This is a genomic window from Campylobacter concisus (assembly GCF_003049705.1).
GTDB classification, from domain to species: Bacteria; Campylobacterota; Campylobacteria; order Campylobacterales; family Campylobacteraceae; genus Campylobacter_A; species Campylobacter_A concisus_AR.
In genome coordinates, this window is record NZ_PIRF01000001.1 from 114,638 (window position 1) to 134,381 (window position 19,744).

The 19,744-nt window shown below is 36.3% G+C and carries 23 protein-coding genes; 15 read left to right on the forward strand and 8 right to left on the reverse strand.

What is annotated here, in order from left to right; all coding sequences use genetic code 11:
• Window positions 1–151 precede the first annotated feature (151 nt).
• The 5 genes from CVT05_RS00595 to CVT05_RS00615 all read left to right on the forward strand — a co-directional run bounded on the left by CVT05_RS00595 (window position 152) and on the right by CVT05_RS00615 (window position 3,866).
• A complete protein-coding gene (locus tag CVT05_RS00595) occupies window positions 152–931 on the forward strand; it encodes a DUF4198 domain-containing protein (RefSeq protein ID WP_107697448.1) in 780 nt (259 codons plus the stop codon).
• Between the two features lie 77 nt (window positions 932–1,008).
• The gene (locus CVT05_RS00600; protein WP_021091731.1) at window positions 1,009–1,224 is read left to right on the forward strand and encodes an acetyltransferase; all 216 of its coding nucleotides are present in this window, start codon (window positions 1,009–1,011) and stop codon (window positions 1,222–1,224) included.
• 145 nt (window positions 1,225–1,369) lie between these two features.
• Window positions 1,370–2,158, forward strand: coding sequence for a 30S ribosomal protein S2 (gene rpsB / locus CVT05_RS00605; protein WP_002941277.1), 789 nt, complete (start codon window positions 1,370–1,372; stop codon window positions 2,156–2,158).
• Window positions 2,158–3,222 (forward strand): translation elongation factor Ts, encoded by a 1,065-nt coding sequence (tsf, locus tag CVT05_RS00610; protein WP_107697449.1) that lies wholly within the window; start codon window positions 2,158–2,160, stop codon window positions 3,220–3,222. Before rpsB ends, tsf begins: the two co-directional genes overlap by 1 nt.
• A complete protein-coding gene (locus tag CVT05_RS00615) occupies window positions 3,222–3,866 on the forward strand; it encodes an ABC transporter ATP-binding protein (RefSeq protein WP_107697450.1) in 645 nt (214 codons plus the stop codon). The genes tsf and CVT05_RS00615 overlap by 1 nt, the downstream gene beginning before the upstream one ends.
• Before the next feature lie 194 nt (window positions 3,867–4,060).
• Here the strand turns inward: CVT05_RS00615 and CVT05_RS09400 are convergent, their stop codons facing one another.
• The 6 genes from CVT05_RS09400 to CVT05_RS00645 form a co-directional block, all read right to left on the reverse strand.
• Window positions 4,061–4,234 carry a hypothetical protein gene (locus CVT05_RS09400; RefSeq protein WP_167496287.1) on the reverse strand — a complete coding sequence of 58 codons (174 nt, stop codon included), beginning with the start codon at window positions 4,232–4,234 and terminating at the stop codon, window positions 4,061–4,063.
• A 326-nt stretch (window positions 4,235–4,560) separates the two neighbouring features.
• Window positions 4,561–5,169 carry an ATP phosphoribosyltransferase gene (gene hisG, locus CVT05_RS00625; protein ID WP_107697451.1) on the reverse strand — a complete coding sequence of 203 codons (609 nt, stop codon included), beginning with the start codon at window positions 5,167–5,169 and terminating at the stop codon, window positions 4,561–4,563.
• Window positions 5,166–5,795 carry a type III pantothenate kinase gene (locus CVT05_RS00630; protein WP_084041953.1) on the reverse strand — a complete coding sequence of 210 codons (630 nt, stop codon included), beginning with the start codon at window positions 5,793–5,795 and terminating at the stop codon, window positions 5,166–5,168. The genes hisG and CVT05_RS00630 overlap by 4 nt, the downstream gene beginning before the upstream one ends.
• On the reverse strand, window positions 5,782–6,114 hold the full coding sequence (locus CVT05_RS00635; RefSeq protein WP_107697452.1) for a hypothetical protein: 333 nt from the start codon (window positions 6,112–6,114) through the stop codon (window positions 5,782–5,784). Before CVT05_RS00635 ends, CVT05_RS00630 begins: the two co-directional genes overlap by 14 nt.
• Window positions 6,111–7,118: an L-seryl-tRNA selenium transferase gene (locus tag CVT05_RS00640; protein WP_107697453.1), complete on the reverse strand. Its 1,008-nt coding sequence runs from the start codon at window positions 7,116–7,118 to the stop codon at window positions 6,111–6,113. Before CVT05_RS00640 ends, CVT05_RS00635 begins: the two co-directional genes overlap by 4 nt.
• A complete protein-coding gene (locus CVT05_RS00645; protein ID WP_087580345.1) occupies window positions 7,118–7,681 on the reverse strand; it encodes a hypothetical protein in 564 nt (187 codons plus the stop codon). Before CVT05_RS00645 ends, CVT05_RS00640 begins: the two co-directional genes overlap by 1 nt.
• 127 nt (window positions 7,682–7,808) lie before the next feature.
• Here CVT05_RS00645 and gatC point away from each other — a divergent pair, with 127 nt between their 5' ends.
• Genes gatC through CVT05_RS00690 form a run of 9 tightly spaced genes read left to right on the forward strand, consistent with a single transcriptional unit; the run spans window position 7,809 to window position 15,266 of the window.
• A complete protein-coding gene (gene gatC / locus CVT05_RS00650) occupies window positions 7,809–8,096 on the forward strand; it encodes an Asp-tRNA(Asn)/Glu-tRNA(Gln) amidotransferase subunit GatC (RefSeq protein WP_072594515.1) in 288 nt (95 codons plus the stop codon).
• A gap of 10 nt (window positions 8,097–8,106) precedes the next feature.
• Window positions 8,107–9,246, forward strand: coding sequence for a type IV pilus twitching motility protein PilT (locus CVT05_RS00655; RefSeq protein ID WP_103577001.1), 1,140 nt, complete (start codon window positions 8,107–8,109; stop codon window positions 9,244–9,246).
• Entirely contained in the window at window positions 9,246–9,857 is a 612-nt protein-coding gene (locus CVT05_RS00660) for a CvpA family protein (RefSeq protein WP_054197121.1), read from the forward strand. The genes CVT05_RS00655 and CVT05_RS00660 overlap by 1 nt, the downstream gene beginning before the upstream one ends.
• A 1-nt stretch (window position 9,858) precedes the next feature.
• Window positions 9,859–10,326, forward strand: coding sequence for a Fur family transcriptional regulator (locus tag CVT05_RS00665; protein WP_021091630.1), 468 nt, complete (start codon window positions 9,859–9,861; stop codon window positions 10,324–10,326).
• A gap of 4 nt (window positions 10,327–10,330) precedes the next feature.
• The gene (lysS, locus tag CVT05_RS00670) at window positions 10,331–11,839 is read left to right on the forward strand and encodes a lysine--tRNA ligase (protein ID WP_223154669.1); all 1,509 of its coding nucleotides are present in this window, start codon (window positions 10,331–10,333) and stop codon (window positions 11,837–11,839) included.
• A complete protein-coding gene (locus CVT05_RS00675) occupies window positions 11,836–13,080 on the forward strand; it encodes a serine hydroxymethyltransferase (protein WP_107696010.1) in 1,245 nt (414 codons plus the stop codon). Before lysS ends, CVT05_RS00675 begins: the two co-directional genes overlap by 4 nt.
• Window positions 13,080–13,622, forward strand: a complete 543-nt coding sequence (locus CVT05_RS00680; RefSeq protein WP_107696102.1) for a DUF1882 domain-containing protein — start codon at window positions 13,080–13,082, stop codon at window positions 13,620–13,622. Before CVT05_RS00675 ends, CVT05_RS00680 begins: the two co-directional genes overlap by 1 nt.
• Before the next feature lie 13 nt (window positions 13,623–13,635).
• A complete protein-coding gene (locus tag CVT05_RS00685; RefSeq protein WP_107696009.1) occupies window positions 13,636–14,481 on the forward strand; it encodes an SPOR domain-containing protein in 846 nt (281 codons plus the stop codon).
• Complete coding sequence (locus CVT05_RS00690) at window positions 14,478–15,266, forward strand: shikimate dehydrogenase (RefSeq protein WP_107697454.1); 789 nt, start codon at window positions 14,478–14,480, stop codon at window positions 15,264–15,266. Before CVT05_RS00685 ends, CVT05_RS00690 begins: the two co-directional genes overlap by 4 nt.
• Before the next feature lie 151 nt (window positions 15,267–15,417).
• Here the strand turns inward: CVT05_RS00690 and CVT05_RS00695 are convergent, their stop codons facing one another.
• The gene (locus CVT05_RS00695) at window positions 15,418–16,473 is read right to left on the reverse strand and encodes a TRAP transporter substrate-binding protein (protein ID WP_021091622.1); all 1,056 of its coding nucleotides are present in this window, start codon (window positions 16,471–16,473) and stop codon (window positions 15,418–15,420) included.
• Window positions 16,474–16,564: 91 nt separating this feature from the next.
• On the opposite strand from CVT05_RS00695, the gene pyk reads away from it, so the two are divergent.
• A complete protein-coding gene (pyk, locus tag CVT05_RS00700) occupies window positions 16,565–18,016 on the forward strand; it encodes a pyruvate kinase (protein ID WP_107697455.1) in 1,452 nt (483 codons plus the stop codon).
• Window positions 18,017–18,530: 514 nt separating this feature from the next.
• Here pyk and dnaJ read toward each other — a convergent pair.
• Window positions 18,531–19,673: a molecular chaperone DnaJ gene (gene dnaJ / locus CVT05_RS00705; RefSeq protein ID WP_054197114.1), complete on the reverse strand. Its 1,143-nt coding sequence runs from the start codon at window positions 19,671–19,673 to the stop codon at window positions 18,531–18,533.
• Between the last annotated feature and the right edge of the window lie 71 nt (window positions 19,674–19,744).

Below are 19,744 nucleotides of genomic sequence, written 5' to 3' on the forward strand. Positions count from 1 at the left end.
AAATTTTTAGCTTTATTACTTGCTTGTTAAAATTTGCCAGCTAAATTGTATTGAATGTTTTGATATTTAATTTGATCTAAAAAATGGCTAAATATAATAATTTTTAGCTACAATTTGACATCGAATCTCAAAAATAACAACAAGGAAAATCATGAAAATAGGTAGAATTTTGACTGCCATTATGTTAACAGGAGCCTTTTATATGGTGCAAGCACACATGTTTTGGGTAGATGGAGCTAATGATGAAAAGCTAGGAAAATTTATCGCAAATATGGGTTATAGCGATGATTTTCCAAAGCTAGAGCCTATTATGGCCGAACGCGTCCATCTTTTTGCGCCAATTACTGTAATAAGTAAAGATGGTAGCAAAAAGAAGCTTACACAAAGTGGCGAGAACTACCGCTATGAGGGCGAAAGATTAGACAAAGGCACATATATCTTACTAGCACAGCAAAATCCTATGTATTCGCTTAAAAAGCGTAGTGATGGCAAGTGGTTAATAGACAAAACTAAGCTTGATCTAAAGGATCTAAGCGATATACAGATTTGCCGGCTGATGACGATAACATCTAAAAGAGTCTTAAATTTAGGTGAAACAAACGACTTCGTAACTAAACCTATTGGAGTTAAAATCGAGATCGCACCGCTACAAAACCCAGCGGATTTTAGAGTGGATAAGCCTTTTAAATTGCAGGTTTTTGCTGATGGAAAGCCGCTAGAGCGAGCCAAACTAACTGGTACTTTTGCTGGATTTTTAGACCATAAGCACGCATTTTACGGTATGACAGATGAGCAAGGCATCACTGAAGTGTTAGCTCTAAGGCCAGGTTTTTGGGTATTTGAGGTGATTTATGAAAGACCTTATCCAGATGCTACGAAGTGTGACAAAGAGACGTTAAAAACGACACTTAGTTTTGAGATAAAAGAATAAAAGTTTGATATAAATTTGAGTCCGAATTTATTATAAATTTTTTATAATCGCTTTGTAATTTTGAAAGTAGAGAAAGAATGCCTTACGAAAACTTTAAATCAAAAAATCCTCTTGTGCTAAAAATCACTACAAACGCAAGAAAATTTGGCGTAGAAACGCTACAAAACGAGGAGTTTGTAAGTATTCTTTTAAATGTTAAGAAGCTTGAAATTTCATCCGAACAAAGGCAAGCAATGGCAGAAATTTTTGCTAAGTTAATAAAAATCGAAGAAGACTCACAATTAAGTAAATAAACTTTAGTTTAAATTCATATTACTTTAAGTATAATCCCCCTTTATTTCACACACGACAATCCTAAATTTGGTTGTGCGAAAGCATTAATGGTCGTGGAGGATAAAACTAAATTCAAGGCAAAATGCCTAAAACAAGGAGAAACTCATGGTAACTATGAGAGATTTATTAGAGTGTGGCGTACATTTTGGTCACCAAACACGCCGCTGGAACCCAAAGATGAAAAAATTTATCTTTGGCGAGAGAAAAGGTATCTATATTATAGATCTACAAAAGACTATCCGCTACTTCCGCTACACTTACAACATTGTTCGTGACGCAGCTGCTGAAGGTAAGTCAGTGCTATTTGTTGGTACTAAAAAACAAGCTATCGATGCTATCAAAGAGTACGCTGAAAAATGTGGAATGCCTTATGTAAATCACCGCTGGTTAGGTGGTATGATGACAAACTTCGGTACTATCCGCCAGTCTATCCGCAAACTAGAAGTTATCGAGACTATGGAAGAAGATGGTTCGATAAATTTACTAACTAAAAAAGAGGCTTTGATGCTTCGCCGCAAAAAAGAGAAGCTTATCGCAACTCTTGGTGGTATCCGTAATATGAAAAGCCTACCTGATATGATATTTGTCGTTGATACAGTTAAAGAAAAGATCGCTGTTCAAGAGGCAAACCGCTTAAAGATCCCAGTTGTAGCACCGATCGATACAAACTGCGATCCTGATGTTGTTGACTATCCGATCCCAGGAAACGATGACGCGATCCGCTCTGTTCAGCTTTTCTGCCAAGAGATGGCTGAAGCGATCAACGAAGGTAAATCACTTCTTGAGCAAGATGGTGGCGAACAAGCTGCTGGCGAAGAAGTAAGCCAAGATGAGAAAGACGCAGTTGTAGCTGAGGCTATGAGCGAAGAAGACTTTGGCGAGGACGAAGAATAATGGAAATAACTGCACAAATGGTAAAAGAGCTCCGCGAATCAACCGGAGCTGGCATGATGGACTGCAAAAAGGCACTTGGCGAAGCAAATGGTGACATGGAAAAAGCTGTTGACATCCTTCGTGAAAAAGGCCTAGGCCAAGCTGCTAAAAAGGCTGACCGCCTTGCAAGCGAAGGCTTGGTAAGTGTTGAAGTTTGCTCAAAATGCAAAAAAGCAACTATCAGTGAGATCAACTCTGAAACTGACTTCGTTGCTAGAAACCCACAGTTTCAAGCACTTGCAAAAGACGCAACAGCTCACATCCAATCAAGCGGCATAAAAACAGTTGAAGAGCTAAATGCGAGCACTTTAAATGGTGTTAAATTTGAAGATTATTTCAAAACTCAGATCGCAACTATCGGTGAAAATCTTGTAGTGCGCCGCTTTGAGACTATTAGTGCTGACGATAAGGGCGTGGTAAATGGCTATGTTCACTCAAATGGCCGTGTTGGCGTACTTATCGGTGCAGCTTGCGAAAGTGCTGAAGTTGCAAACAAAGCAGCTGATTTTATAAGAAATTTATGTATGCACGCAGCTGCTATGAAGCCAAGCGTTATAAGCTACAAAGACCTTGATAAAGATTTTGTTGAGAAAGAATTTATCGCACTTCGTGCTGAGCTTGAAAAAGAAAATGAAGAGTTAAAACGCCTAGGCAAGCCACTTCATCACATCCCTGAGTATGCTAGCCACTGCCAGATAGGTGATGCTGAGCTTGCAAAAGCTACAAAAGCGATCGAAGAAGAGCTAAAAGCTGAGGGCAAACCTGAGAAAATTTGGGATAAGATCATCCCTGGTAAGATCGAGAGATTTTACGCTGACAACACAGTACTTGACCAACGCCTTACACTTTTAGGTCAGTTTTATGTAATGGACGATAAAAAGACTATCGAACAAGTTATCGAAGAGAAGAGCAAAGAGCTTGGCGGTAAGATCGAGATCGTAAAATACGTTCGTTTTGAGCTTGGTGAAGGCTTAGAGAAAAAAGTAGATGACTTTGCTGCAGAAGTTGCTGCTCAAATAGGCTAATGGAAATTTTAAGAGCGTCTAATCTAGGCTTTGCGTATGATTATACGCTCTTTAATAATATAAATTTAACTCTCAATCAAAAACAAAGCATCGCGATAACCGGCGTTAGCGGTTGTGGCAAATCAACGCTCTTACACATACTTTCAACACTTTTAAAACCAAATTTTGGCGAGGTCATCTATCAAGATAGATCGATCTATGAGCTTTCTCAAAACGAGCTTTTGGCCATTAGAAGGCTTCATTTTGGTATTATTTTCCAGTCACACTATCTTTTTAAAGGATTTAGTGCTTATGAAAATATCGAGCTTGCAAGCATCTTATCTGGCGAAAATATAGAAAAAAATGATCTTGAAGCGCTTAAAATTTCAAGTGCGATAAATCAAAAAGTTGGCGAGCTAAGCGGCGGCCAGCAGCAGCGTGTGAGTATCGCTAGAGTGCTTACTAAAAAGCCAAAGATCATCTTTGCAGACGAGCCAACGGGCAACCTTGATAAGCAGACGGCAAATGAAGTGATGCAAGTTTTATTTGACTATATAAATGAAAATAACGCTGCCCTTGTTCTAGTTACTCACGACAACGACCTAGCCGCTAAATGCGACAATTCATACAAGCTTGAGAACAAAGAGCTTGTGCAAATTTCTTAAAATTTAAAAACTAAAATTTATTATTTTATCTTTTTGCTTGCCTGATTAATAGAAAGTTTAGACTACCCACCAACATGTTTTGTATTATTCTTATCAGCCTTTTGTTTTAAAAATTCCTCTTCTTCTTTTGTAGGGTTATAATCATCTTTTAAAATTTTTTCTTAGTATCAATCTTTTGCTCAAGCATCTTATTTTCATAAATTTTTATATATTGGCTTCCAGTATTCAAGGTAATTTCTAAAGCCAGCGCTATATCCTGCATTATAGTGGTAGCTTACACATTTTAGCTCTTTATCACTGCCAAGAAGTTTTTTATAGTGGGCATACATCTTTTGAGCTTGTGCTGATATTTTATTGCTATCTATCACATTTGTATGACAGCTAGTGCAGCCATTATCACCTATCTCTTTAAATTTACTAGGATCATCACCTTAATTTTGATGGAAATCAATACAATCAAAGCTTAGATACTCGTGATGAGACTTTAGCTTATGTTTGGCTCTTAGCTCGTTGGAGACTACTATTTTTGTTACGTTTAGATCGTTATTTGTATGTCAGTACTAATCTATTAAGATAAATTAATATAAAAAGTGTGTCAGTGACTACCAATGCGTTATTCTAAAAGAATTTATAAGCGAATAGTCGGACTTTATAATTAGAGAAATTTTGCACTTTATGATAAGAGAGAAGGACTTTAAATTTCTTCTTTGATTTTTTTGTAAAGTTCTAAAATCTCATCTTTTTTAATAATAAAACTATTTTTATTTGCTATTAGATAAGCTGAGCTTTGTATGATATCACCAGCGATCTTTAGCCCATTTTGTTTCATGGTTGAGCCAGTTTCGACTACATCAACTATCGCATCGCTTAAGCCAACTAATGGTGCAAGTTCGATCGAGCCATAAAGCTTAATGATCTTTACAGCTACGGCTTGTTTCGTAAAATAATTTCTTGTTATATTTGGCATTTTTGTGGCTATTTTTAGCTCTGGCTGGTTTAGATCTAGTTCAGAGTCGTTTTTTATGCCAATACAAACTTTGCACTGTCCGATTTTTAAATCCAGTAGCCTTACAACATTTGGCTTGTGCTCTTCAAGTACGTCGAGCCCCACTACACCAATATCAGCCGCACCTTCAGTGACATAAGTTGGGATATCTTGGTTGCGAACCATTAAAAATCTAAAATTTCCTTCTTCAAGGATTAATTTTCTATCTTCAAATAAAAAACTTGAACCAAAAATTTTTCTAAAAATTTCTAGTGTTGCCTCGGCTATTCTTCCCTTTGGTAGTGCTACTGTTATCATATTATCATATCTTTCTTTTCAGTTATTAGCTTTTGCATGGCACGAAAAACTAGCATCTTGTCGCAAATAGCATTTTTAAAAAATTTTGACAAAAAATCGCCATCTCCACCAGTAAAATAGACTTTTTTATCACCGGCTAGCTTATCTAGTAGAGTTATTATTGGTTTAATAATGCCATAACTCACGGCATCAGCTGTTTTTTGTGGTAGTGCATCTATGTCAATTTGTGAATTTATAGTAATATCAAGTCGTGGCGAGATACTTTTGTAGGCGTTTAGCATACTTGAAATGCCTGGCAAGATATATCCTCCAAGATGGATAGAATTTGCCATAATGTCAACTGTTATGGCGCTTCCAGCATCAACGATTACGCCATTATTTATAGAGTAACATGCTGCGATTCTATCTACACCTAGACCCTGATATATCGTATCAATAGTAAAAAATGGTTCTAGATCCACAAACATCTTATTATCTTTTAAAATATTTAAAATTTCATCATTTACGGATATAAAATATACTTTTTTTTCTGGCTTATAGCTTTTAAACTCAGAAATTTTCATACGTGAGATTTTGCCATCTTCTAAAAATGTAGCGTTAGTATTGCCTATATTACACAAAATCATAACATCGCCAATTATTGTCTTGTAGTTCTTTTAAGGCTTTAGAACAAATTTCTGAGCTATAAAATATAGTTTTTTTTCTTAGATTTGTTTGGAATTTCATCTCTATTTTTTTAGAAATTTCTTCAAGCTCCAAAGCCTCTTTACGTAGCAATCTACTTTTTGCTTTTCTTAAAAAGATAAGACTATAAAAGCTCTTATTGTCCACTCCCCAAAAGATATCAAGCGTCTTTTTTGTACTAAATTCACTTGTATTAAGTGCTTTGATATCTTTTAAAAGGATTTTTTTGGCTTCAAAAAGCTCCCAAATTTTTTGGTTCATTGCCCTAAATTAACAAGTTCATTATCATAATAAAAGGTATCATTGCCCATAAAGCTTTTATCTTTTATCTCATCGCTAAATTCATAAATTTCAGCTCCACTGAGGTCTAAATTTGTTTTTATAACGTAGCCTGTTTTTTCGATTATGTAGAGCTTATTATTGATAATAGTAGCTGCTGAGAAGATGGCAAATTTGAAATTTACTTTATTTTGCTCTTTTAGCATAAGATTTGTTCTTACGATCGTACCATCTTTTTTAAAGATATAAATTTCATCGTTATTAACTAGTACATCTTTGATCTCACCGTCATAATAAACCGTTTGACTTGGGTTAATGACGATTAGTTTTTTTGCTGTTGCTGCAATTAGATTATCGCCCTCAACGCCTAAGAATATGATGTTATTAAAGAAATTTTCAGAGCTTACGACCACGTCACGTAAAATTCTACCAGTCTCTTTTTGTACTATATAAATTTTGCCATCTAATGCCGGATAAACGATAAGCGAGCTCATAAAAAATGGTGCTACGACCCTTGAATCAACCGCTGCTATATTAGACGAGCTATATTCCATTATTGTTGTTGCGGTATTTATGTCTATTAGATAGATGTGGTTTGCCGTGCTGATAGCTGCTAATAGGTTTTGATCAAGAGAAGCAGCAACGATTGCTGTTGGAAATTTATTGCTATAAACGCTGTGTCCACTAGGATCTGTCACATTTAGATCGCCATTTATACTAGCTGATATGATAAAGCCGTTGTTTTCATTTAAGAAATTAAAATTTTCAGGCAACTTGATGTTTGTATTTAGACCGTTTTTGGTGATGATATTGCCGTTGTCAAGAGTGGCGCCATTTGCATTTGCTGATTTGATATAAGATGGCATATCTTTTGACAAAGAAATTTTGCCAGAGGTTTGAGCTGGCTCGAAATATTGTCTTTTTGTGCCACATCCGCTTAAAACTAAAGCCAAGGCAAAAGCCAAGAAAAGAGTAATTTTTTTCATTATTTTATTCCCTGATAGTGTTTTAAATTTTTAACTAAAGTTTGAAGTTGAGAGTCGAGTGAAATTTTATTAAACTCATCATTTGCTTCTTTGATTTTGTTTTGTTTTAAAAGCTCAAAACCTTTTAAAAGTGTGCTATATTCGCTTAAAATCTGAGTGTTTGCATTACCATTTTGTGAAAGAATGATATCTTTTACTATAGGATTTACTTTTAAATTTGCAAGTTCACTAATGCCATTTGTCTCATTTTTATCAAGCTTTTGCTGAAGTGAAAAAAGTGCATATAAATTTGGTTCTTTTTCTTTTAAAATGCTTAAGGCATTTGCATCGTTTGGATTTAAAATGAGCTTTGAGTAAGCCAAATTTGCATCTTCAATTCTATTATCATTTATTATTTTGTTCGAATAAAATCCAATAATTGCAATGACGGCAACGATAATGGCAATTATCATAAATTTTTTATACTTTCTAAAGAAACGCTCACCTTTGATCATGCTTTCTAAAAACTGTTCTTGAGCACCAATCTCTTGTTTTATCTGTGTTAGATCTTCTTTTATAGCCAACGCTTTTCCTTTATTTTTAAAAAATTTTAATTCGCAGATTTTAACATAATTAAATTAAAACTATCCCAAAATTAAAGCTTGAATGTGATATAATGGCTCAAAATTAATTAATAAGGTTACTTATATAATGCAAATAGATGATACTCTTTTAAATAAATTAGAAAAACTTTCTGCCTTACAAATCAGTGATGAAAAAAGAGAAGAAGTAAAAAAACAACTAAGTGAGATTGTATCTTTTGTTGATATTTTAAACGAACTTGATCTAAGCAGCGATGAAGCTGTAGTTAGCTCTATAAAAGGTGGCACACCTTTAAGAGAAGATGAGCCAAGACCAAGCGATGTGATTGATACGATCTTGAAATACGCTCCTTCGCGTGAAGGGCATTTTTTTGCTGTACCAAAAATAATAGAATAATGGTAAAAATATGGATCTAATCGAACAGCTTCAGGCAAAGAATTTAAGTGTAAAAATACCAGAAGATAATAGCCTTAATAATCTTGCTGGCGATATAAAAACACTTTTAAAAACTGTTGTGAGTGATAAGGCAAGCGATCTTCACCTTGTTTCAAGATCTGAGCCGCAAATAAGAGTAGATGGTGCTTTAAAGCCTATTGATTTTGGCGTGCTAAGAGGCAAGGATATAGAGAATTTATGTTTTGCTTTGATTACTGATGAACAAAAAAGTGAACTTGAGAATAATAAAGAGCTTGACTTTGCGATCGAGCTTCCAGATATTGGTCGCTTTCGTGGCAACTATTACTATACCATGAATGGTGATTTAGCTGCTGCTTTTCGTATAATCCCAATAAATATCCCATCTCTTGATGAGTTAAATGCCCCACAAATTTTTAAACATATTATTAAGCGTGAAAAAGGTCTTATTTTGGTTACCGGACCAACAGGAAGTGGTAAATCAACAACTCTTGCAGCCATGCTTAATGAGATAAATTTAAATTATAGAAAGCATATTATTACAATTGAGGATCCAGTCGAGTTTGTGCATAACAATAAAAAAGCCCTATTTTCTCATAGAAATATCGGCACTGACGCAACTTCTTATTCAAGGGCTCTAAAATCTGCGGTTCGTGAAGACCCAGATATCATACTTGTGGGCGAGATGAGAGATAGAGAAACGATTTCAACGGCTATTACGGCGGCTGAGACTGGACACTTAGTCTTTGGTACGCTTCACACAAATTCAGCCATTCAAACTATAAATAGGATCGTTGATAGTTTCGATGGAAGTGAGCAATTACAAGTAAGAAATATGCTTAGTGTTTCGCTAACTGCTGTCGTTTCACAAAGTCTGATCCCAAAGATAGGCGGTGGAAGGTGCGCTGTGCATGAAATTTTAATAAACAATATGGCTATCTCAAACTTGATACGTGAAAACAAAATACATCAAATTTACTCTCAGATGCAGCTAAATCAACAACAAACTGGTATGAGTACGCAAACCCAGGCTTTGATGAAAGTACTAAAAGAGGGTAAGATTACAAAAGAAAATGCGCTAGCTTATTCAACTAGCCAGCAAGAACTTCAAAATTTAATAGGAACTATATAATGGATTTAGTAACGTGGTTTGATATTATTATTATTGCTCTTGTCTTGATGCTTGGCATAAAAGGCATATTAAATGGACTTATCAAAGAAGCTTTCGGGCTTATCGGACTTATCGGTGGCTTAATTATAGCTAGCAGGTTTTCAGATCTATCTGGTGAGTTTATAACTAAAAATATATATAAATTTGAAAATCCTTCGTTTTTACAGTTTGTTGCATTTATCTCTCTTTGGCTAGTTTTCTGGATAGTTTGCTTGCTAGTTGGTAAATTTTTATCAAAAATAGTTTCAGTAAGCGGACTTGGTTTTTTGGATAGACTTGGTGGATTTGTTATGGGAAGTGGAAAAATTTTCTTAACATTTTCGGCAGTAGTTGCTGTGATATCTGGCACTTCGCTAAATAATATAATTGCTCCTTATTTTGCGAACAGTAAAGTTTATCCGGTTTTGATAGAAACTGGCAAATGGATAACAAACCTTGATGTAAAAAATATCAAAAGTGAGTTAGATGAGATAGTGGCAAGACCAATGGATACAAATAAAACTGATGCATTTATCTCAATGGATGCAAATGCTAGTGTAAATACCGACTCTAATATCACAAAAGGGGAATAAAATGATAGAAAATTTAGAATATGATGCGTTGCTTGAGAAATTCAAAAGAGTGCTTCGCGACAATGGTTTAAAATATACGAAACAGCGTGAAATTTTACTAAAAACGCTATACAACAATGGCGAACACTTTACTCCAGAAAGACTTTATCTTTTTATAAAAGAGACACACCCTGAGCTAAATATTGGTATCGCAACTGTTTATAGAACACTAAATCTACTTGAAGAATCAGAGATGGTGACATCAATCAGCTTTGGTTCACAAGGCAAAAAATTTGAGCTTGCTACAAAGCCACATCACGATCATATGATATGCAGAAAATGTGGTCTTATCATAGAATTTGAAGATCCAATGATAGAAAAAAGACAAATCAGTATCGCAAAAGATCATGGCTTTAAACTAACCGGTCATATGATGCAGCTTTATGGAATTTGTGAAAAATGCTCAAAAAATAATATAAAGGGAAAGTAAGGTGATATTTGACAATCAACATGAGATTCAACGACTACAAAGCATAGACGAGCTAAGAAATTTAGGAATTAATCCATATCCGCATTTTCTTAGAAGAGATATGAATATCTCTAAATTTAGACTAAAATTTAATTACATTAATGATACAGAAGAAAAAAAGGCCGAAGGTCAGCTAGTAGGTCTTGCAGGTAGAATAAAACTAATTCGTGATGCTGGAAAAGCGGTTTTTGCAAATATCGAAGATGAAGATGGAAATTTACAAATTTACTTTAGCAATAAAACGCTTGATCCAGAGTGGTTTAAAATCGTTAAAAAATACGTAGAGATAGGCGATATCGTCTATGTCAGAGGTTATGCATTTATAACAAGAACTGGCGAATTTTCCATGCATGTAAGCGAGCTTAGCCTTGCTTCAAAGTCGATAAGTCCACTTCCTGAGAAGTATCATGGTCTAGTTGATGTTGAGACAAGATATCGCCAAAGATATCTTGATATGATAATGAATCCTGAAGTTAGAGCTGATTTTAAAAGACGCTCAGTGATTATAAGTACGATTAGAAGATTTTTTGAAGAAAAAGGCTTTTTAGAAGTTGAAACTCCGATGCTACACCCAATAGCAGGCGGTGCAAACGCCAAGCCATTTATCACTTTTCACAATGCCCTTGGAGTAGAGAGATATCTAAGGATCGCACCTGAGCTATACCTCAAACGCCTTATAGTAGGTGGCTTTGAGGCTGTTTATGAGATGAATAGAAATTTTAGAAACGAAGGTATGGATCTTACTCACAATCCTGAGTTTACAAGTATAGAGTTTTACTGGGCATACCACAACTACCACGATTTAATGGGTATCACAGAGGATCTTTTTAATGTCATTTTAGACAAGCTAGATATGGAAAAAGTTGTAAATTTTGATGGCATGGAAATTGATTTTAGTAAGCCATTTAAGCGAATAAGCTACAAAAAAGCTCTCGTTGAGATCGGCGGACTAGATGAGAATATCATAAACGATAAAGATAAAATTTTAGCAAAACTAAGAGCTGATGGCCTTGAAGCAAATGAGAAGCTTGATCTTGGTCACTTGCAGGCTGAGCTATTTGATAACTATGTAGAGAGCAAGCTTATACACCCAACATTTGTTATTGATTATCCGATTTCGATCAGCCCACTTTCAAGAAGAAGTGATGCAAATCCTGATGTGGCTGAGAGATTTGAGTTATTTATCGCTGGTCGCGAGCTAGCAAATGGCTTTAACGAGCTAAATGATCCAATTGATCAATACAACCGCTTTAAAGCGCAAATCGATGCTAAAAACGCAGGCGATGACGAGGCACATGAGATGGACGAGGACTATGTAAAAGCCCTAGGATACGGCATGCCACCAGTTGCAGGTGAGGGTATAGGCATCGATAGGCTCGTGATGCTTTTAACGGATAAAAAATCAATACGTGATGTTGTGCTCTTCCCAGCGATGAGGCCACTTAAAAATGAGATAAAGGAGAATGAAAAATGAGTTTGCAAAGCTATGATAAGGACATTTACGATCTAGTAAATTTAGAGTTAAAACGCCAATGTGATCACCTTGAGATGATCGCTAGTGAAAATTTTACATATCCAGAAGTTATGGAAGTAATGGGCTCAATCCTAACAAACAAATACGCTGAAGGTTATCCTGGCAAGAGATATTATGGTGGCTGCGAATTTGTCGATGAGATCGAGCAAATAGCGATCGATAGATGTAAAGAGCTTTTTGGATGTGAATTTGCAAACGTTCAACCAAACTCTGGCTCTCAGGCAAATCAAGGTGTTTACGGCGCTTTACTTAATCCAGGCGATAAAATTTTAGGAATGGATCTAAGCCATGGTGGACACTTAACACACGGCGCAAAGGTAAGTAGCTCTGGCAAGATGTATGAGAGCTTTTTCTATGGTGTAGAGCTTGATGGCCGTATAAACTACGATAGGGTCATGGATATCGCAAAGATAGTAAAACCAAAGATGATCGTTTGTGGCGCAAGCGCATACACAAGAGAGATCGAGTTTAAAAAATTTCGTGAGATAGCCGACGCTGTTGGGGCGATACTCTTTGCAGATGTTGCTCACATTGCTGGTCTTGTTGTTGCTGGTGAGCATCAAAGTCCTTTTCCATACTGCGATGTCGTAAGCTCAACTACGCATAAAACCCTAAGAGGCCCAAGAGGCGGTATCATTATGACAAACAACGAAGAGTATGCTAAGAAGATAAATGCCTCTATTTTTCCAGGCATCCAGGGCGGACCACTAGTTCATGTCATCGCAGCAAAGGCAGTTGGCTTTAAGCACAACCTTAGCCCTGAGTGGAAAATTTATGCTAAACAAGTAAAAGCAAATGCTAAAAAATTAGGCGAAGTACTAATAAAAAGAGGCTTTGATCTAGTGAGCGGCGGTACCGATAACCACCTAATATTAATGAGCTTTTTAAATAGAGATTTTAGCGGTAAAGACGCAGATATCGCTCTTGGAAATGCTGGAATAACGGTAAATAAAAATACGGTTCCAGGCGAGATAAGAAGCCCATTTATCACAAGTGGTATACGTGTTGGTAGTCCTGCGCTTACAGCTCGTGGCATGAAAGAAGCTGAGTTTGAACTAATAGCAAACAAAATAGCTGACGTATTAAGCGACATAAACAACACATCTTTGCAAGAGAAGACAAAAGCTGAGCTAGTTGAACTTGCTCATAAATTTATAATCTATGATAAAGCGACATTTTGATGCAAAGTATTGATACGGCACTTATAAAGATTATTACAACTCACTACTATATCAAACGTGATATGATCGTTAATAAAATAGAATACAGAGGCAAAATTTTCTTTGATAAATTTGAAAAGATAAATGAGCCACTGACCTATAGTATTATGAAAGAGCATGAAGAAGGCAAAGCTGTTATCGCACACTCTTTAATAAATGCAAATGATAAAGTTGAAAATATAGTCTTTGACTATAACGGCAGAACCCCTGATAGATTTTGGCATAAAGCACAGCTTCTTTTAAGAGAAGAGGGATTTATAAATTTTACAGCCTATGAGAGTAAGACACCAGGTCATCTGCATCTTTATGTGCATAAAGGCCACACTACGCTAAATGAGGCTTGTCAGCTGGCAAACGTGCTCAACGCAAAGCTTTCACAGAAGCTACCTAAAGAGTGGAGGATGTTTCCAAATATCGATATGCCAAAAGAATTTAACATACTAACTTTACCTTATAAGCTCTATCAAAAAGAGCGCGGGGCAAGTTGGTCAAAATATATGTAATTAAGGATAAAAAGTGGAAAACGATGAGTTAAAAGATATTCTTTTAGAAAGAGACGATGACGCAAGAGGATTGAAGCTAAAAAAACTTCTTATATTTATAGCAGCTCTTATTATACTTTTTTTGATCATTGTAGTGGCTATGAAGCTAGTAAATTCAAGCGATCCTTCACAAGCTCAAAATGAAGCTGATTCAAGACTAGTGCTTCCTCCAGTACCAGCTGAGCAGCCAGTAGATAGACAAGCTCCGATAGCTGATACAAATTCAGACAATAAAAAAGGCGATACACAGCTTTTTGAACAAGTACCGATCGTGCCTGAAAATAAGCAACAAGACGAATTTGAAGATATGATCAAAAAGCTAAAAGATAAAGAAAATAATAAGCCTATTTCTAAAACTGAAGAGCCAAAAGAGATAGTTAAGCCTATCGAAAAGCCTGCTGAAATACCAGCAAAAAAAGCTGAGACAAAAGTAGATACTTCAGTTAAAAAAGTCGAAAAAGTAGCAGCTACTGATAAAAAGAGTGAGGCAAAACCAGCTAAGGCTGAAAATAAAGTAGATAAAAAGATTGAAAAAAAGGTTGAAACCAAAATAGAAAAAACGGATAAAAAAGCTGAAGTAGCTAAAACTGAACCTGCTACAAAAGGCTCTTATGTTCAAGTATTTGTGACTAGTAAATTTAATCCAAATGCTGAATATATGAAGAAGATCGCTGCTAAGGGATATAGCTACAAGACTATAAAAGTTGGTGAACTGACTAAAATTTTAGTTGGTCCATTTGATGAAAAAACGCTTCAAAAAGCAGTAGGCGATATTAGAAAAGATATCAATAAAGACGCTTTTATCTTTAGAGCAAAATGAAAACATTCGCAGTCTTTGGAGATCCAATAGCTCACTCGGTATCTCCGAGGCTGCACAATAAAGCCATTGCAGACCTGGGCTTAAAAGCACTTTATACAAGAGTCTTGCTAAAAGATGGTAGCGAATTAATCAATAAATTTAAATCCTTAAAATTAAATGGTGCAAACGTAACACTTCCACATAAAGAGTGGGCTTTAAATTTAGCCGATGAAGCTTCAGATATAGCTCGTAAAATAGGCTCTGCAAATACTCTTGTGCTTAAAAATGACAAAATTTATGCTCACAATACAGATGCGCCTGGGTTTTTAAAGGCAATAAAAAATTTTAAAGATGTAAAAAAAGCTATTGTTCTTGGAGCTGGCGGTACTGCAAATGCCATAACTTATGCATTAAAAGAACAAGGCGTTGATGTTTGCATACTAAATAGAAGCAAAGATAGGCTTGAGAAATTTAAAAATGAATACGAATGCTTTAGCTGGGATAACTACGAAGAGCAAATATTTGATCTAGTCATTAACTCGACCTCTGCTGGCTTAAAGGATGATTTTTTACCAGCACCTAAAGAAATTTTAAAAAGCATTTTTAAAGATGCTAAATTCGCATTTGATGTGATTTATGGTAAGCAAACACCATTTTTAGAAATGGCCAAGCAAAGTAGCCTTGACGTAAAAGATGGTGCTGATATGCTTTTATATCAAGCAGTTCTAGCACTAAATTTATTTTTTAATAATACACTTGATGAATCAAAGATCGAGCGCTCAATGAGAGAAATTTTCTATCTATAACCAATTAGTATTTATTTTTTATAAAATTTGCGTAAGTTTGGTTTTAAACTAAGTTAAATTTTATGGCTTGTAGAAAATATTTTGATTAAAATTTTTATTGAAAGTAATTGGAGTAAATATAAAAAGCAGGGAAGATCCCTGCTAAATTTTACTATTCATTTGTTTTGATATAAGCGTAGTCAGAAATTTTAGTCCATTCTCTTGCTTTTTTAAGGAAAGCTCTTTGCGACTCAACGATCTCTTTAAATAATGGATCTTTAGCACTCTCTTCATCAAGAAGCTCATTTGTGGCTTTTTTAAGAGCTGCGATTACTTCTGGTGGGAAAGATTTTACTTGGATGTCTGGATACTCGCTTTTCATTTTATCCCAGTACTCGACATTTGAATAAAATACTTTTGTATTTGCATCTCTTGCTACTTCGGCTGCAGCTGCTTCAAAGATTGCTTTTAGGTCATCTGGAAGCTTCTCGTATGATTTTTTATTAAAGAAAAATTGAGTTTCACCGTTTGGCTCTTGCCAGCCTGTGTAGTAGTATTTTGCCACTTTGTGAAAGCCAAGTGCCATATCATAAGCTGGGCTAACCCATTCGACTGAGTCGATCGTTCCCATCTCAAGAGCCATGTAAAGCTCACCAGTTGGGATAGTATTGATGTTAGCGCCAAGCTTAGCGTAAATTTCACCACCAAAGCCTGGAATTCTTATCTTTAAGCCTTTGATATCATCTAGTGATTTGATCTCTTTTTTAAACCAGCCACCCATTTGCATGCCGGTATTTCCAGCTCTAAAAATTTTGATGTTGTATGGATCGTAAACTTTTGCCTCAAGCTCCTTACCGCCGCCAAATTCATACCAAGCTGTTTGCTCGTCAGTATTCATCATAAATGGAGTTGCTGTAAAAAATATAGTTTTAGCATCTTTGCCTTTATAATAATAGCTACTTGTGTAGGTAATGTCGTATTGACCGCTTTTAGCAAAATCAAGCATTGCAAAAGGTGATTTATGTTTTGATGGATAATCAATCCTTAGCTCAAGTCTGCCATTGCTCATCTTTTCAACTTTATCCTTTAGCTCTTTTGGTACATCACCAAGCACTGGCATAGTGCTCTCCCATGAGCTAGCAAGCTTTAGCTTATAAACTTTATCATCTCCCATAGCAACGCAAGCAACAGCTGCTAAACCAAGAGACGCTAATAAAAATTTATTCATATCTTCTCCTTTGAAATTTTTGCCTATTATACAAAAAATTACATTATTAAAATGTGTTATAATCGCAAAAATCAAATTTATGGGGCATAAAATGATAAAAAAGACAAAAATCGTAGCTACTTTGGGGCCAGCAAGTGATAATGAAGAGACAATGGAAGCGATGGTAAAAGCGGGTGTTAATGTCTTTCGTTTAAATTTTAGCCATGGGACACACGAATACCATAAATCAAACATTGACAAGATAAGAAATATCGAAAAAAAGCTAAATAAAAGAATAGGAATTTTACAAGATATCTGCGGTCCAAAGATCAGAGTTGGCAAGCTTAGCGAGCCATTTTACTTAAAAGCTGGCGACGAGCTTAGCATTTATGCCGAGGATATCGTGGGCGAAAAGATTGAAAAAGGCGTTTATAGAGTGAGCCTAAATCAGCCTCAAATTTTACCTATGCTAAAGGCTGGCGAGTACGTCTATCTCTACGATGGCTCGATCAGAGCAAGAGTTACAGGCGAGGGCAAAGAGGTGGTAAAAACCATCATCGAAAATGACGGGATTTTAAACTCAAACAAAGGGGTAAATTTCCCAAACACCGCCCTTGGCATCGACATCATCACGCCAAAAGATAAAGAAGATATGGAATTTGGCGCAAAGCAGGGCGTAAATTTCGTTGCCATTAGCTTCGTGCAAGATGCAAATGATGTGATAAAAGCAAGAAATATCTTAAAAGAATTTGGCTCCAAAGCGGCTATCTTGTCTAAGATCGAGAAATTTGACGCGGTCGAAAACATAGACGACATCATCGCAAAGAGTGACGGTATCATGGTAGCTCGTGGCGATCTTGGCATAGAGGTGCCATTTTACAAGGTGCCTACTATTCAAAAGCTCATCATCAAAAAGGCAAATGCAGCCAGCAAGCCAGTCATCACAGCAACGCAGATGATGCTAAGCATGGCTGAGCATGAAACTGCTACAAGAGCGGAGATCAGCGACGTGGCAAACGCCGTGCTAGACGGCACTGATGCTGTTATGCTAAGCGAGGAGAGTGCGATCGGCAAAAACCCAGTCGCGGTCGTAGAGGCGATGAGCAAAACGATCATCCAGACGCAAAGCATCTATCCATACAATAAATTTGACGAATTTGACTTTTTTGACGAGACGGATATGGTCGCAAATAGCGCAGCTTCGCTAGCCGTGCGTATCAAGGCAAATGCGATACTCTCTATCACAGGCTCAGGCAAATCAGCCATAAAACTAGCTAGAAACCGCACAAATATCGACATCATCGCTATCGCGCACGACGAGCAGACAGCTCACATGCTTACCCTTGCTTGGGGCGTGACGCCAGCGCTCGTGCTTGAAAAGACAAAGCTAAATGTCCTTCTTGCAAATGTCATCAAAAAGGCTTACGACGCTGGATATGTCGAGCATGACAAGACCTATCTCGTCACGGCTGGCCACCCAACAGGCGTAGAGGGCAGCACAAACCTCATACGTATCATCAGACGCGACCAGCTTGATTATTACCTTGATCTTGCAACTGAGTAAATTTATACTCTCTTGCAAATTTTAAAATTTTGCTTGCTCGTAAGAATTGACTGCTAAGATTTGCCTGACACTTGCTCGATAGCAAAACGCATGCACCTCTAACGTGCGAGGAGTTTAGGGGATTTAAAAGGGGGATAGGGGGACGGCTTCGTAACTTAAGTCCTCTTGTCTCCCTTTTGATAAATTTATATCACAAAGTAAATTTAAAAATTTGATAGAGTTTTAGACTACATGCGGTAATTTAGCGTTAGAGCATGTACCTTAAACGTGTCAGGGAAGAGGGATTATTAAGGGAGAAGAGAGTGCTAGCTCGCAACTGCAAGCAGACCGTAATTAAAGCCACTTCTCCCTTAATGAAAGAATAAAAAATATATGTTGTTTTATTTCTGTAAATTTTAAAATCTTACTCACTCAAAATTTTAAAATTTTCGTTCATTTTTGTGAATATTAAAAATATTTGGGAAATTTATTTCGCAGAAATTTGTGACGCTAAATTTAACGCCACAAATTAAATTTATTTTTTCTTTTTGCCTTTTGGCTCATCGCCTTTAAACCAGCTTTTTATCTTATCAAAGACGCTTTCATCGGTATTTGATTTACCTGATTCTATGCCAAAGCTAGCTTGAAGCTTATTTAAAAGCTCTTTTTGCTCATCGCTTAGTTTTTCAGGCGTTTGAATAGAAATTTGCGCTACGAGCCTACCCTTTTTACGCGAATTTACGCTTTTAATACCTTCATTTTCAAATATAAATTGCTGCTTATCTTTTGCTCCAACAGGTAGTTTTAGCTCGGTTTCTCCTCGAAGCGTTGGAATTTTTATACTCTCGCCAAGTATAGCTTGCGTGAAAAAGACAGGAATTTCTAGATAAACATCGTCGTTGTGACGAATGAAATGCTTGTCTTCTTTTACGTTTATGCTTACATAAAGATCGCCTTGAACGCCGTTTGTGCCGATATTGCCTTTACCAGCTACTCTCATCCTCATACCGCTATCAACACCTTCAGGTATGGTAATCTTTACAGTTTGTTGCTGGATTTTATAAGCTTTCGCGTTACAATCGGGGCATGGTTCGCTTATTACTTCACCGCTTCCGTGACAATATGGACACTCTTGGACGATATTCATAAAGCCATTTCCGCGTGTTATCCTGCCACTTCCGCCACAGTGCTGGCATGTCTTGCTCTTGCCATCTTTACTGCCAGTTGCATTGCATGTTGGACAAGGTACTTTTTGATCAAATTTTATCTCTTTTTCGCAACCAAAAATAGCTTCGTTAAACTCCAAATTTATAGGAATTTCAAGATCGGCTGAGTATTTTTCAGAGTATCTTTTTCTCTGCCTAGAACTACTTGCAAAACCGCCACCAAAAAATGAGTCAAAAATATCTGAAAGGTCAAAATCGGCACTAAATCCGCCACCGCTACCAAATCGACCCTCAAGGCCTTCTTTGCCGTATCTGTCATAGATAGAGCGTTTTTGCTCGTCGCTTAAAACTTGATAAGCTTCATTTATCTGTTTAAATTTTAGTTCAGCCTCTTTGTCGCCAGAATTTCTATCTGGGTGATATTTTAAAGCAAGTCTTCTAAAGGCTTTTTTGATCTCATCTCCGCTTGCATTTCTTGAAATTTCAAGGATTTCGTAATAGTCAAATTCCACATTTTTCCTTGTTAATTAAGCTTATTTTAAATATGGGATTTTACCCAAAAAAGTTTAAATTTAAAAAAGAA

Excerpts from the sequence above, each read along its gene's own strand:
- CVT05_RS00595 (WP_107697448.1), top strand. The coding sequence starts at position 152 with ATGAAAATAGGTAGAATTTTGACTGCCATTATGTTAACAGGAGCCTTT.
- CVT05_RS00600 (WP_021091731.1), top strand. The coding sequence starts at position 1,009 with ATGCCTTACGAAAACTTTAAATCAAAAAATCCTCTTGTGCTAAAAATC.
- rpsB (WP_002941277.1), top strand. The coding sequence starts at position 1,370 with ATGGTAACTATGAGAGATTTATTAGAGTGTGGCGTACATTTTGGTCAC.
- tsf (WP_107697449.1), top strand. The coding sequence starts at position 2,158 with ATGGAAATAACTGCACAAATGGTAAAAGAGCTCCGCGAATCAACCGGA.
- CVT05_RS00615 (WP_107697450.1), top strand. The coding sequence starts at position 3,222 with ATGGAAATTTTAAGAGCGTCTAATCTAGGCTTTGCGTATGATTATACG.
- hisG (WP_107697451.1), bottom strand. The coding sequence starts at position 5,169 with ATGATAACAGTAGCACTACCAAAGGGAAGAATAGCCGAGGCAACACTA.
- CVT05_RS00630 (WP_084041953.1), bottom strand. The coding sequence starts at position 5,795 with ATGATTTTGTGTAATATAGGCAATACTAACGCTACATTTTTAGAAGAT.
- CVT05_RS00635 (WP_107697452.1), bottom strand. The coding sequence starts at position 6,114 with ATGAACCAAAAAATTTGGGAGCTTTTTGAAGCCAAAAAAATCCTTTTA.
- CVT05_RS00640 (WP_107697453.1), bottom strand. The coding sequence starts at position 7,118 with ATGAAAAAAATTACTCTTTTCTTGGCTTTTGCCTTGGCTTTAGTTTTA.
- gatC (WP_072594515.1), top strand. The coding sequence starts at position 7,809 with ATGCAAATAGATGATACTCTTTTAAATAAATTAGAAAAACTTTCTGCC.
- CVT05_RS00655 (WP_103577001.1), top strand. The coding sequence starts at position 8,107 with ATGGATCTAATCGAACAGCTTCAGGCAAAGAATTTAAGTGTAAAAATA.
- CVT05_RS00660 (WP_054197121.1), top strand. The coding sequence starts at position 9,246 with ATGGATTTAGTAACGTGGTTTGATATTATTATTATTGCTCTTGTCTTG.
- CVT05_RS00665 (WP_021091630.1), top strand. The coding sequence starts at position 9,859 with ATGATAGAAAATTTAGAATATGATGCGTTGCTTGAGAAATTCAAAAGA.
- CVT05_RS00675 (WP_107696010.1), top strand. The coding sequence starts at position 11,836 with ATGAGTTTGCAAAGCTATGATAAGGACATTTACGATCTAGTAAATTTA.
- CVT05_RS00680 (WP_107696102.1), top strand. The coding sequence starts at position 13,080 with ATGCAAAGTATTGATACGGCACTTATAAAGATTATTACAACTCACTAC.
- CVT05_RS00690 (WP_107697454.1), top strand. The coding sequence starts at position 14,478 with ATGAAAACATTCGCAGTCTTTGGAGATCCAATAGCTCACTCGGTATCT.
- CVT05_RS00695 (WP_021091622.1), bottom strand. The coding sequence starts at position 16,473 with ATGAATAAATTTTTATTAGCGTCTCTTGGTTTAGCAGCTGTTGCTTGC.
- pyk (WP_107697455.1), top strand. The coding sequence starts at position 16,565 with ATGATAAAAAAGACAAAAATCGTAGCTACTTTGGGGCCAGCAAGTGAT.